Genomic DNA, 14076 nt, shown 5'->3' with positions numbered 1-14076 from the left:
ATTACTTAATAATCAACTTTTTAGAAACATTAAAAGCATTAGAATTAATGGTAACCACATAAATTCCAGAAGCTAAATGATGATTGATTTTTGCAGAAGAATTGATTTTGTTTACCAAAACTTTTCTTCCGTTAATATCTGTAACCGTTACAGTTGCCGAATCACCTGATTCTAATTCTGGTAAAACAACATTAAATTCATTATTAATCGACGGATTTGGATAAATATTAACTACAGCATTTTCAACTTTTATTGCTGCTTCAACATTAGCTTTTTTTAATGTCGAAGTCGATTGAAACTGCCATTGTGCACTTTCCCAATTGTTTTGACCTCCGTTATATTGGGCAGAACCATTTAGGTTTTCAATATGAATCATAGCGCCTGTCTGCCATCTGTTTTTAATTCTCACGTAAGTTCCGTCTACATTTTCGCTTGACCATTGTGCACTCCACCAGCCAGTTGATCCTGCCGTACATTGCACCGCTCCGGTTAAGTTTTCAATGTTCATTATATCGCCAGTACCTACATTTTTTAAGATATAAAAAGTGGCGTCAACTGCAACTTTTTCCCATTTGTAATTGTTATTGGCAACAGTTGCTCCGTATCCAACATTGGCTCCGGCATCATATAAATAATTTCCAGTCCATCTGTTTTTAATCGTGAAATAATTTCCTGTTGCAGCATTAACCGTAATTGCTGCTGTACTTGTTTTATTTCCGTCTATAGTGGTTACTGTAATCGTAGCGGTTCCTGCTGCAACTGCTGAAACTAAACCTGAACCATTTACAGTTGCAACGCCCGTATTATTAGAACTATACGTTACGTTTTTATTTGTAGCATTTGATGGCAAAACTGTTGGCGTTAATTGCTGTGTTCCGCCTACAGATAATGTTGCAGATGTTGGGCTCAAACTCACACTTGTAACCGCAATATTTGATGAATTTACAGTAATTACAGCTGTAGCCGTTTTATTTCCATCTTGTGTTGTCACCGTAATAGTTGCCGTTCCCGAAGCAACTGCCGTAACTAAACCTGAACTATTTACAGTTGCAACGCCCGTATTATTAGAACTATACGTTACGTTTTTGTTTGTAGCATTTGCCGGAGCAACAGTTGGAGTTAATTGCTGTGTTGCGCCAACGCCTAAAGTAGCTGTTGTTGGCGAAATGGTAACGCCCGTAACCGGAACATTTATAGTAGAACAATTACTGCTTTGTGTCCATGAAAAAGAACCAATGGCACTAATTTCTTCATTTGCAGCAGCATTTCCACCTCTGTTAGAATAATTCATATTGCAATACGTACCATTTCCGCTAGGCGAACCTGCAATAAGTACGAAGTAACCTCTTCCCCAGTTTCTGTTCAATGCATTATTGTTTGGATATTCTTTACCCGTTCCGTTAACCGTTATGTCTTTAAACGAAAGATTATAAATTCCATCACCTGATCTTTTACTGATAGAAATCGCATCATTTCTTGAATCATTAATATCGATATTATAAAGCTGTACATTTTTAACCTGAGATCCGGCATTTGTAGCGCTAAAAATATCTACAGCCGCTACAGGATTATTGTACGTATCATTAAAAGTTCCGCAGGTTGATACCGTAATATCGTGAATTTCGTGCATTCCGTCATTGTTAAATGGAGCTCCCGGAAAATTATTACTCACTCTGATACCTGCTTCAAGGTTATCTTTGATAATCAAATTGTAGCCTTTGTTATTTTTTCCTCCGTAAATAGCAAGACCGCAAGCACGCCAGCAGTTTTCGGAAGTATTATATCGAAACGTATTATTGATACATTCCAATCCGTCAGCAGACCAAATCGCCTGATCATCATCACCATTGTTTCTGAAATTACAATGCTCTACAACTGAGTTTGCAGTTCCTTTACAAAGATTAATTCCATCCGCATAATTGTTTCTAAAACGACAATGTGATAATGTAAATCCATCTGCAATTGCAGGTCCTCCGGTATTGTATTGTGCAATCCAGGCGCCACATTCAAAATGTTCTGTCCAAATATTTTTTACGATTGAACCGCTTGTAAAGACTCCATTTATCCCTTTATAAGAGTTACTTCTTGAAGCCGAGTTTGTCGTCAAATAAAGATCGGTAAATGAAATATTACTGGCATTGGCACGCAATCCACCGTTTAAACTGCTTGTGTTGGTAAAATTAATTTGAGTATACCACATTCCGGCACCAATTAAGGAAGTGTTTGCGGAACCAAAATACAATTCGCGGTTTACATTATAAACACCAGTTGGAACAAAGATTTTTTTACCGCCGTTTGCGTCGATAAAAGTTTGAAGATCACTTCCGTTTCCGCTATACGTTACAGCGCCTGACGGAGCTGTTACCGCTGTTGGAATTGGTTCCATCTCTGCAAAATCCAAATGAATGTTACCTGATTCTCTCACAATTTTTAAAGTTCCCGAAACAGCAATTTTAGCAGGAAGTTTATAACGAACTTCATCAAAACGCATTCTTGGGTTTTGATTCGTGATTCCGTTATTATTCGGATTTCCGTTACTCCACAAATATTCCCAAGACCAGGTAGAAGTCAAAGTAAGCGTTGTAAGCTTTGTGTTTCCGTTATAAATACCTACAGTACCCGATTGTCCGTCAGGAACGCTGTAACGAATTACAAGTCCGTCGGCAGCTTCTGTAAGTGTCCATTGCACTGTAGCATTTGTAGCAGACAAGTTCACACATTGCTGATCTGAAGCTTCTGATTGAAGATCAGATTGTACATATGATTTTGAAGTAACAGAAGCGCCATTTGACAATTGGCCTAAATTAGCTTCGTATCTTTTATACGGCGCATCATAATAGCCTCTCTGCGCATAAGAAGTTGAAGTTAAGAGAACGAAAAAAATCCATAGTATAATATGGCAGTCTCTTTTAAAAAAAATAGCATGTAATTTGTTTCTCATAAGTTTTGGTTTTTAAATAGTTAGTGCCTTAAGATAAGGGCATAACGAAACTATACTTAAAAAAGAAATTAAAGAAAAGGTTGACAAAAAATCAAGACTTATATAACGATTTCGTTTGCATAAAAACCTAACAATCAATTATATATAATTTTTAAGAAAATAAAAAATCAAGAATAAATATAGATGCAAACTTGATAATTTAAGGCTCTGAAAATGAGAATATAAAAAAATTAGGTCTCATTTATAATGACATTCGCTTTTTATAATTATTTTTTTTCCAATTTGTAAATTCAATGAAATTGGCCTACTTTCATTTAATCAAAATTCATCTTAAAACTTTAGATAACTAAATGATCGAGAAACCTTTACATATAGAAACTCCGCAGCTTATTATTCGACATTTAACATTATCTGACTTATCAGACTTTATTATTTATCGTTCCAATCCAAAAGTTACAAAATATCAGGGTTTTGATGTTATGACATTGGAACAGGCAGAAGATTTTATTACAGATAATTCGAGTAAGTATTTTGGTAAAGCCGGAGAATGGGTTCAATACGGAATTGAAAATCGCACAACAGGAAAACTTATTGGTGACTGCGCCATAAAACTTGACGAATATGATCCAAGAATTGCCGAAATAGGAATCACGGTTTCACATCTGGAACAAAAAAAGGGTTACGCTAAAGAAGTTCTTTTGGGGATTTTATCATTTTTGTTTGATGAAATAAAAATACATCGCGTAGTCGAAATCGTTGATGCAGAAAATATTGCTTCAATTAATCTGCTAAAAAGTATTGGTTTTAGACAAGAAGGACATTTTATTGAAAATATATTTTTTAAAGGAAAATGGGGAAGCGAATTTCAATATGCAATGCTAAAAAAAGAATGGGACGATAAAAAGTAGTTCTTCAATGGTTTGAACAACAAACTATTACTAACGTCTTTTTTCGTATTTTTGTAAAAACTCAATATTCCATGAAACGTTCCGGTACAGCAGATCTTCCATTACATTATGGGCAAGTTCCTTTATGGCTATCTGAACGTATGGCTAAACTTGGCTTTGCAATTGTAGAAACAATTGCTATGGAATTTTCAACTTCCGAAGTTATAAGTAAACTCAGCAATCCTTTTTGGTTTCAAAGTTTTGGAGCTGTTATGGGAATGGACTGGCATTCGTCCGGAATTACAACTTCTGTTCTTGGAGCACTAAAAAAATCGGTAAATCCACATTCAAAAGAACTCGGAATTTATATTTGTGGCGGCAAAGGAAAACATTCGCTTTTAACACCACAGGAACTTTTATTTGTAGGCGAAAAAACAGGACTTGACGGAAGCAATCTCGCCAATTGCAGCAAACTTACGGCTAAAGTAGACAACACGGCTATTCAGGACGGATTTCAATTGTACCAGCATAATTTTATTGTCGATAATAAAGGACAATGGGCGGTTATTCAGCAGGGAATGAATCCTGATTCTAAAACAGCCAGAAGATACCATTGGCATTCACAGGATTTAAAATCATTTATAAATGAACCTCATACTTTTATTTATGGCGAAAATCAAGGTACTATTTTAAATCTTACGGCTCAGGCGGCCGAAAAATCAAGAGAAGGTATTTTAGAATTATCGAAAGAATCTCCGGCAAGAATCATGAAGGAAATGCAATATCTTTCTATGCCCGCGCATCATGATGTTAGAATGGAAGATGTGAATATGAAAAGACTTGGGGCAATGTTGTGGACAACTCACGAAAACAGACCCGAAGATTTTCAGGAATTATTGCTTTTAAAAGGCATGGGACCAAGAGCTTTGCAGTCGTTAGCTTTGGTTAGTGAAATTATTTACGGCACTCCTACCCGATTTGAAGATCCTGCACGTTTTTCATTTGCCCACGGCGGAAAAGACGGACATCCGTTTCCTGTTCCTGTAAAAATATACGATGAAACAATTGATACTTTACAAAGAGCCATCAATCGGGCTAAAATTGGGAACAGTGATAAAATAGACGCGATAAAAAAACTATCTGAAATCTCCAGAAAAGCCGAAGAAAGCTTTACGCCCAATGCTAATTTTGATGCTTTGATTCAAAAAGAACGTGATGAATCTTATAAATATGGCGGAAGAACTATTTTTGGCGATGCAAAACCTCCAAAAAATAAACCTTACAATCCCAATAATCAATTGGAATTATTTTAAAATATCTGATTCAAAAACAGCATAAAAAAAACTCCAAAATCAAATGACTTTGGAGTTTTTTAAGTTTTTTCAAACTTGTATGTTTATTACATTTCGTTCAAGTCGTTGAATTCGTGTAAAGACTTTAATGTGTTTTCGTAGAATAAAATTGCTGCGATAAGGTTTCCTTTATCAGAGTAAGGCATCATTTTTCTTTGAAATTCTACTGTAGTATCTAAGAAAGTAGAAGTACCAATTGCTTGGTTATCTAAGATTTTTTTGTGGTCTCCATCGTCTGGAATACCTAAATCTGCCATAGTAACTCCTGGTTTTGTAACCAAAGCGATGTAAGGAAGAGTTTTCACTAAAACTTTAATACGCTCGATGTACAATTCTAAAAGTTCACCTTTTTGCATACCGCTTAATTCTTTTTGATCGTGGTATTTACGAATTAAGGCTGTTGTACTGATAATACTTCTTGGGGCATTTTTTGCTTGTGCCATGATAGCGCCAGTCGTCAAGAAGAAAAGGGCACATAATAGTATAATTTTGCTCTTCATTTTGTAGATGTAAATTAGTTGTTGGTTGTGACAAAAATATATAAATTAACTTAAATCACAACTTATTTCATTTCTTTTTTTTAGAAAACTTTAACAATGAGTGTAATATCATTCAATTTCGTCATCATAAGTAAGAGTATCTTTAGGAATTTCGGCGATTTGATGACTGTTTCTTATATCGTCTGGTGACTTTATAATTCTAAATCTTCCCGGATATTTTATCCAAATACTCTTTTTATTGCCGTAATAATCCATAAATTCTTCGCAAACAAACACGGCATGTGCGTTTGACCAAGCCACAACACCGCAAAATTCATTTCCGGATTGTCGCTTTAATTTTTGAATTTGTTTGCCTTTTTCAAACCCCAGATATTTATAAATAGTTGGTGTATAAACTTCACCATCTTCTAAATCTTCCAGTGCTTTATCAAAAGTGGCATCTTTATCAATAATCTGTTTGTATTTTGCCATTACTGCATAAGCCAGTATTGCATAGTCTGTTATGGCTTCGGCCTCACAATTATCTTTAATCAAAACAAAACCGGCAGAAAATCTCGCTTTATCGAGTTCAGTACTTTTTAGAGTAAAGGAAGCATTATTTTTTAGTGTAATTTTTTGCTCGTTTTCGTTTATTTTCTGAGTTACAAAAAGATTGTCTAACCCGTAAATATTTAAAGCGGCCTTGATTAAAGCAATCGATGAGCAGTTGGTTCGTTCTCCTTGTTTAAAGCTTTCCCATATTTGATCTGAGCTCAATTGAGAGTAACAATTTGAATAACCGAATATTAAAAATAAAAATATTGAGGTAACGGATTTCATTGTCTTTGGCTTTTATAATTGTTTCCAAAAAACTAATTTTTGGAAATTATAGATTTGCAAATCTATAAAAATCAAACCATAGTTTTTTTTACTTCGCAAAATTTATTAACAAATATAAACTGCTCTCTGGTTGAATACTTAGCAAAGCATTGTCATTATTGTTAGTAAACAATTATTATGAAGTCAAAATAAAAACGTCTCAAACAGGAATTTGAGACGTTTTAAAATTATTTTTTTTCTTCGTTGTTCAACTTATCGTCAAAATCAGGTTCTTTACCTTTAAATTTATGAGTATCAACATCATACTTCTCGTCGTTTGTTAAAACTTCATCATGATCTTTATATTGATGTTTTCTCATGTCACTTCGATTATCAGAACCACTCTTTGGAGTGTTATTCGGATTTGGATTTTTTGCGTTCATAACTCTAAGTTTTAAATTTTATTAAAATTACTTAAACTCAAAATCAAACACTTATATAATCATTTTTAAAAGTTACAGGATCTTACTTTTTACCAAACAAGCTAAATCTTAATGTTTCTTCGGATCATATAACATTGCCGTACATAAACAGTTTTTTCTTTCTTTACTGCTTAATATCGGACAATTGACACAGGATTTACAGTTTTCCCAAAAAATTTCATCGGTAGTTAATTCTGAATAAGTAACGGGCTCAAAACCAAGTTCGTGATTCATTTTCATTACTGCCAAACCTGTGGTAAGGCTAAATATACTGGCTTCGGGATATTTTTGACGGCTTAATTCAAAAATTTTTCTTTTAATGTTTTTGGCAAGTCCGGTATGTCTGAATTCCGGAGCTACTATTAAACCTGAATTTGAAACAAACCGGCCATTATCCCACGAAGAAATAAAAGAAAAACCGGCCCATCTTCCGTCTAATGCAAAAGCAATAACCGCTTCACCTTTTTCAATTTTTTCCTTAAGAAGTTCCGGTGACCGTCCGGAAATACCACTTCCGCGCGCTAAAGCAGATGATAATGTCATGTCGCAAATTTCCTGAACCCAAAAAATATGGTCAGCATTAGCAGTTTCAACCCAAAATTCAATTGAATCTTCAGGGTTTTGATTGTGGGAAAATAAGTTGGTTTTATCTAAAATGGAGGCAGACAGAAAATCTTTGTCTGAAAAATCTACGGGCGGTTCTTGGGTTTTCATATTTGATTTATCGCATTTTAATTTAGTAATAAAGCGTAATTCTATAATTCAAACACGTCTTCCAAATTAGAGACCAATTGTAGTATTACAATTCAAAATCAAATATTATTATCTGTTTATAAGCATCTTACATTAAAAACACAAAATAGTGCCGTTTATAAAATACTTCTCAAAATGATACGTTTTTATCATTTTGATTTAATAGTATCCATAAACATCATAATCTAATTTTCTTCCTGATACAGACAGATTTAAGAATAAGCTGGCAAGTTTTATTTAATATTATTCTATTTTTGCATTTTACTTTTCATTAGAATGAGCAATCCCCAACAACCTCTACCCCACAACGAAACAGAACGTTTAGCAGCATTAAAACGTTATAATATATTGGACTCACTTCCTGACCATATCTTTGACGATGCTACCAAACTGGTCTCTTATATATGTGCCGTGCCTATTGCGCATATATCATTTATAGATGAGAGCAGACAATGGTTTAAATCTGAAATTGGAATTGGAGTATCAGAAGTTCCTCGTGAAATTAGTTTTTGCCGTTATACTATTTTAGATTCCGAAATGGTTGAAATTGGCGATACCCATTTAAACGAACGATTTAAAGACGATCCTAATGTAGTCGATGGTTTTAAAGTTAGGTTCTATGCCGGAATCCCGCTTACAACTCCAGATGGATATAATATTGGAACTATTTGCGCGATCGATCATATTTCGAAAGAACTGAATGAAAATCAAAAAAATGCACTTTCGATTGTAGCAAAGCATATTATCAATCAACTCGAATTAAGAACTAAAAATATTGAACTTGCTGCGCAGAAAAAAATTGCACAGCGCGCCGTTTTAGCAAAAGACAGTTTTCTGGCCAATATGAGCCACGAAATCAGAACGCCTTTAAATGCTATTATTGGTTTTACGGATCTTCTGGCTCAAACAAGGCTTGATGCCATTCAGCGCGATTATATTAATAGTGTCCAAATTGCAGAAGAAAACCTGCTTTTAATCGTGAATGATATTTTGGATTTATCCAAAATCGAATCGGGAAACCTGACTATCGATGCACATCCTTTCAACTTAAAAAATACCCTTAAACATATCTATGATTTATTAAAGGTAAAAGTTCCTGCCAATGTCGAATTTAATCTTTTCCTGGATGCTGATATGCCGGAAATGGTCATTGGCGATCAGGGAAGACTGAATCAAATACTGGTAAATCTTGCCGGAAACTCCCTTAAATTTACTGAAGAAGGCGAAGTTACCGTTTCTGTAAAAAAGACTGCTGAAACTGCTGATAATTACTCGCTTAGATTCTCTGTTAAAGATACCGGAATTGGAATAGCTGAAAAAAAGCTTAAAACTATTTTTGAACGTTTTACGCAAGCAGAAGAAAGCACGACACGAAAATTTGGCGGTACTGGACTTGGACTCAATATTGTAAAGCAATTAATTGAATTACAGCATTCTGAGATTCAGGTAAAAAGTAAACTGGGTCACGGTTCAGAATTTTTCTTCACTCTTACTTATAAAAAAGCTGATGATGTTGAAGAAATAAAAACAACTTTACCGGAACATAATCAGGATAAATATAAAATACTGCTTTGTGAGGATAATGTTTTAAACCAAAAATTGGTAAAAAGCGTTATTTACAACTTTGGTTATGAAGTGGATATTGCCGAAAATGGTGAAGCAGGAATCCAATTATTATCAAAAAACAAATATGATTTAATTCTAATGGATCTTCAGATGCCTGTTAAAGACGGGTATCAAACTACGCAGTACATTAGAAATGAAATGAAGCTAAATGTTCCTATTATAGCCATGACAGCGCACTCTTTGGTTGGCGAACAAGAACGCTGTTATCAGGAAGGAATGAACGGTTATGTGCCAAAACCGTTTAAACAGGCTGTACTTTTAGATGCAATAAAAACCGTAATGAACAAAGATATTCCGCTTACTCAAAAACGAAATATCGATTTGTCTTTTATAGATGAAGTTTCCTGCGGAGATCCTGATTTTCGACAAGACATGATTCATTTATTTTTAGAAAAAATCCCGAATGAAGTAACGCAATTGGAAGAAGCCATTCATAAAAATGATGTTGATACTGCCAAAAAAATTTCGCATACTATGAAATCCAGTTTGGATATTTTTTTGCTGAAGGATCTTAGCAATTATGTCTCTATTATTGAAAAAGAAGCCAATCTGGGAGAATTTAGTATCGAAACGGTTGGCAAAATAAATACCCTGCGCAGTGAAATTACCGAAATCATTGCGATTTTAAAGGATATTAAATAGCTGTAAAAAAATTAAAGATTAAAAATTAAAAGCTGTCATTCATAGATTAAATATTGAGTGGCAGCTTTTAATTTTTAATTGCCTATTTTATCGCATCCATCATTAATTTATCAAATGTTCTTGATCTACATCAATCCATTTCATATCAAATGTCAATGCTTTAAAATAAGATTTGTTTGAAATTTGCATAATAAAAGTGCATTACCCACAATACAAATTTTTAAAATCTTCTAAACATGGAAAATAAATCAGGACTTGCCTCCTTCTCTCTTTACAATATTGCCTTTACGGTTTCAAATATCGATCAGTCCATTAAATGGTATTCAGATATATTTAATTTCAAATTAGTCAGCCGTACTACATTTGCCATTCCGTCCGGATCTGCAGAAGCCGCTATTCTAAAAGCTGGCGGAATGCGTATCGAACTTTTGAATATTCCGAATCCCGAAAGAATCGAAGCTTTATTTGCCGATGCTCCGCTCCACTTAATTCCACTTGGCAATAAATCAATTGTTTTGCAAGTTGAAGATTTAGCTATTGCTACAAAAGAACTCGAAGAAAAAGGAGTCAATTTTGTATGGAAAGAACAATATCTGGCTGGAGACAAAATGTTATGTACTATGATTACAGATGTTGACGGAAATAAAATAAACATTTTCCAGACTAATACTCTTATCGGAAACTAACAATCATAACATCATCATTAAAGGCCGGAATTAGAGATTAATTCCGGCCTTTTTATTTCATTTAACCCTTTTATAAATACTATATCTTTGTAATATGTTTAGTGTATTTAAAAAATATATCGAGAGTAAAGCTGTTCTGTCTGATGACGAATGGGCGTTTATAGAATCTGTCAGCAATGTTAAAAAGTTCCGTAAACATCAGCTGGTTTTAAAAGAAGGCGATGTTTGGAATTTTCACGCTTTTATTTGCGACGGCTGCGTCAGACGTTATTCTGTAGACGCTGATAACGTCGAACATACAATTCAGTTTTCAATCGAAAATTGGTGGACAGGCGATCGTGAAAGTTTATTAAATGAAACACCTTCCAAACTAAATATCGAAGCCATCGAAAACACAACAGTTCTTTTAATACATAAAGACGACTTCGATAAAATCTGTGAAAAAATTCCAACCTTTAGTTCTATCATAAGCAGCATACTTCAAAAGAGTATGAATACCACGCAAAAAAGAATTCAGGCCGATATCAGTTATACCGCCGAAGAAAAATACCTTCATTTTCTTGAATTTTATCCACAGCTCGCCAATCGTGTTCCGAGGCATATGTTGGCCTCTTACTTAGGCGTTACCCCCGAAACCTTAAGCAGAATAAGGAAATTAGCTTATAAAAAATAAAACAATACGTCCCGTTCTTCCATTCTCTTGATAAATGTCAAGATTTTTTGTAATAAACATCAATGACTTAAAGAGTGTTCCTGGCGCAACTTTGTACTATAAATATTTCACTAATTAAAATATATACAAAATGTCAAAAACAATCTTTATTACAGGAACAAGTACAGGATTTGGTAAATTAACTGCAATCACACTTTCAAATGCTGGTCATACCGTTATTGCAGGTATGCGCGGAACAAACGGTAAAAACGAAGCCGTTGCAAAAGAATTGGCAGCTTTGCCAAATGTTGAAGTAGTTGATATTGATGTTACAAACGACGAGTCGGTAACAAAAGCATTCGAACAAACTTTAGCTAAACATGGCACAATCGATGTACTTATTAACAATGCCGGAGTTGCCGGATATGGTGTCTGGGAATCATGGACTTTAGACCAGATCAGAAACATGTTTGAAGTTAACTTCTACGGAGTTATTCGTACCTATCAAGCCGTTTTACCAAGTATGCGTAAAGCTAAAAATGGTTTGATTATCAACCTTACTTCTGGCGCAAGCGGACACACTTTACCTTTTATGGGACCTTATTTAGCTTCTAAATTTGGTGTAGAAAGTATTACAGAAGGAATTCAGGATGAGTTAAGCGAATTCGGAATTGAAAACGTAAGTATTCAGCCGGGCGTTTATCCAACAGAAATGAACAACGGTCAAAAATCAGGTCTTCAGGCTGATAAAGCAGATATTATTGCCGAATACGGTGAAGAAACTGCCGCTAAATTCAACACTCTTGGTGGTGCTTTTTATGGAAAAATGGCACAATACGATATGAATCCTCAAACTATTGCCAACGGTATTTTGTCTCTTGTAAACATGGAAAAAGGTACGCGCCCTTTGCGTTTACCACTTGACGCTATTGCACAAGGAACAGATCAGGAATTTATTACTGCAAGAGCTGAGATTAAAGCGAAATGGCTTTCTGCTTACAGCAACTAATTCAATTAAAATAAGGCTTTGCAAAACTCGTAAAGCCTTATTCACTCTTCAAAATAAACTACTATGAAATCTATTATAGAAGCACTGAACTGGCGTTATGCAACAAAAAAAATGACAGGCCAGAAAGTTCCTGACGAAATTGTGGAACGCATAATTGAGGCCGCTCATCTTGCACCTTCGGGAATTGGTTTACAGCCTTATGAAATCATCACGATCAGCAATCCTGAACTTAAACAGCAAATTCTGCCTATCGCCATGAATCAGCCGCAAGCCGTTGAATCTTCACATTTATTGGTATTTGCAGCCTGGGATAATTATACGCCGGAAAGAATTAATGGTGTTTTTAAACATCTTAACGAACAACGAAATCAGGAAGAAACCGTAACCGAACGTCAAAAGAATTTTGCCATCAGCCACTTTGGGAATTTCACTAAAGAAGAAAATTTCCATCACGCCGCAAAACAGGCACATATTGCACTTGGACTTTCTGTAGCTGCAGCCGCACTCGAAAAAATTGATGCAACACCAATGGAAGGTTTTAATCCTGCACAATTAGATCAATTATTAGGATTGCCCGAAAAAGGATTAAGAAGTTCCATGCTTTTGGCTTTAGGCTACAGAGACGAAACCAACGATTATAATTTAAAAGCAAAAAAGGTTAGAAAACCAATTTCAGAGTTTCTAACAGAAATAAAATGATAAAACAAATGAAAACAATTTATAAAACAATCTATATGTTAACGCTAACCACTATATTTTCGCAAAACACATCTGCTCAAACTCCTGTAGTTAAAGGCATTGAACACATTGGAATTACGGTTCCTGACATGAAAACGGCTTTACCTTTTTTTAAAGATATTTTAGGCTTTACGCCTGTAACAGAAATTGGCCCTTTTGAACTTAATGACGCGTGGAGAGAAAAATACAAAATTCACTCTGATGCTCAGGTTGAAAAAATCGTATCGCTGAGAGCCGGTGACGGAGCTAATATTGAATTATTTGAATACAAATCGCCAAAAGGAAATAAAGAAGTGCCTTACGGAGATGATCTTGGCTGGAATCATACTGCTTTTTATACTGATGATATTAATAACAGCGTAAAATATCTTAAATCAAAAGGGATAACCATTTTGAGTGATCCTAATGTAAGTACTGCGGGACCCACTGCTGGCGAATTTTGGGTTTATTTTTTAGCACCTTGGGGAGCGCAGTTTGAACTGGTTTCGTATCCTAACGGGAAAGCGTATGAAAAAGAAAATCCGCAGACTAAATTATGGTCGCCAAAATTGGCCGGAGAATCTTTTGCTATCACAAGTACAACCAAAATTACGCCGACAAATGAAGTAGAAAAATTACTTCAATTGCATTTGGCAACTTGGGGCGAAAAAAATGTAGAAAAAAGAACCAAAAACTTCAAACTGATTTATACCGAAGATGTGAATATTGTAGATCCGTTTTTTATTTTAAACGGAACTGCTAACTTGAATCCGTTTATTGATGATCTTCAGAAAAAACATCCGGGATTTAAATTCTCTTTGGCAAAACCAATTGAAACTCATAATAATATTGCACGCCTTTTTTGGCAGTTTGGTCCTGAAAGCAAACCCGATACCATTACTGGTCAGGATGTTTTTGCAATAGAAAACAACAAAATTAAATCGCTTTACATTTTTATCGACGGATTAAAAAAATAAATATCTAAGTCTTTTTAACTTGAAAATCCCGCTTTATGGCGGGATTTTTTTATT

13 protein-coding genes are annotated in these 14076 nt (G+C 34.8%); 8 read left to right on the top strand and 5 right to left on the bottom strand.

Annotation, left to right across the window (positions count from 1 at the left end):
• Position 1: 1 nt before the first annotated feature.
• Positions 2-2941 (bottom strand): Ig-like domain-containing protein, encoded by a 2940-nt coding sequence (locus NLJ00_RS16740; RefSeq protein ID WP_256634642.1) that lies wholly within the window; start codon positions 2939-2941, stop codon positions 2-4.
• Positions 2942-3291: 350 nt separating this feature from the next.
• Here NLJ00_RS16740 and NLJ00_RS16735 point away from each other — a divergent pair, with 350 nt between their 5' ends.
• Positions 3292-3849 carry a GNAT family N-acetyltransferase gene (locus NLJ00_RS16735; protein ID WP_256634641.1) on the top strand — a complete coding sequence of 186 codons (558 nt, stop codon included), beginning with the start codon at positions 3292-3294 and terminating at the stop codon, positions 3847-3849.
• Positions 3850-3920: 71 nt separating this feature from the next.
• Positions 3921-5141, top strand: a complete 1221-nt coding sequence (locus NLJ00_RS16730) for a DUF763 domain-containing protein (protein WP_256634640.1) — start codon at positions 3921-3923, stop codon at positions 5139-5141.
• A gap of 86 nt (positions 5142-5227) precedes the next feature.
• Here the strand turns inward: NLJ00_RS16730 and NLJ00_RS16725 are convergent, their stop codons facing one another.
• From NLJ00_RS16725 to NLJ00_RS16710, 4 genes are all read right to left on the bottom strand, one after another.
• The gene (locus NLJ00_RS16725) at positions 5228-5680 is read right to left on the bottom strand and encodes a hypothetical protein (protein ID WP_053470390.1); all 453 of its coding nucleotides are present in this window, start codon (positions 5678-5680) and stop codon (positions 5228-5230) included.
• 108 nt (positions 5681-5788) lie between these two features.
• Entirely contained in the window at positions 5789-6499 is a 711-nt protein-coding gene (locus tag NLJ00_RS16720) for a hypothetical protein (protein ID WP_256634639.1), read from the bottom strand.
• 227 nt (positions 6500-6726) lie between these two features.
• Positions 6727-6921 (bottom strand): hypothetical protein, encoded by a 195-nt coding sequence (locus NLJ00_RS16715; protein WP_053470389.1) that lies wholly within the window; start codon positions 6919-6921, stop codon positions 6727-6729.
• A gap of 108 nt (positions 6922-7029) precedes the next feature.
• Positions 7030-7674, bottom strand: coding sequence for a GNAT family N-acetyltransferase (locus NLJ00_RS16710; RefSeq protein ID WP_256634638.1), 645 nt, complete (start codon positions 7672-7674; stop codon positions 7030-7032).
• 315 nt (positions 7675-7989) lie between these two features.
• On the opposite strand from NLJ00_RS16710, the gene NLJ00_RS16705 reads away from it, so the two are divergent.
• From NLJ00_RS16705 to NLJ00_RS16680, 6 genes are all read left to right on the top strand, one after another.
• Positions 7990-9981, top strand: coding sequence for a response regulator (locus tag NLJ00_RS16705; RefSeq protein WP_256634637.1), 1992 nt, complete (start codon positions 7990-7992; stop codon positions 9979-9981).
• A gap of 236 nt (positions 9982-10217) precedes the next feature.
• A complete protein-coding gene (locus NLJ00_RS16700) occupies positions 10218-10667 on the top strand; it encodes a VOC family protein (protein WP_256634636.1) in 450 nt (149 codons plus the stop codon).
• Between the two features lie 94 nt (positions 10668-10761).
• Complete coding sequence (locus NLJ00_RS16695) at positions 10762-11340, top strand: Crp/Fnr family transcriptional regulator (protein ID WP_256634635.1); 579 nt, start codon at positions 10762-10764, stop codon at positions 11338-11340.
• A gap of 130 nt (positions 11341-11470) precedes the next feature.
• Entirely contained in the window at positions 11471-12328 is an 858-nt protein-coding gene (locus NLJ00_RS16690) for an SDR family oxidoreductase (RefSeq protein WP_256634634.1), read from the top strand.
• 63 nt (positions 12329-12391) lie between these two features.
• Positions 12392-13027, top strand: coding sequence for an NAD(P)H-dependent oxidoreductase (locus NLJ00_RS16685; protein ID WP_256634633.1), 636 nt, complete (start codon positions 12392-12394; stop codon positions 13025-13027).
• 8 nt (positions 13028-13035) lie between these two features.
• Complete coding sequence (locus NLJ00_RS16680; protein WP_256634632.1) at positions 13036-14022, top strand: VOC family protein; 987 nt, start codon at positions 13036-13038, stop codon at positions 14020-14022.
• Positions 14023-14076: the final 54 nt, after the last annotated feature.

Source organism: Flavobacterium panici (genome assembly GCF_024499525.1).
Taxonomy (GTDB): Bacteria; Bacteroidota; Bacteroidia; order Flavobacteriales; family Flavobacteriaceae; genus Flavobacterium; species Flavobacterium panici.
This window is presented reverse-complemented; position numbering and strand designations above follow the sequence as displayed.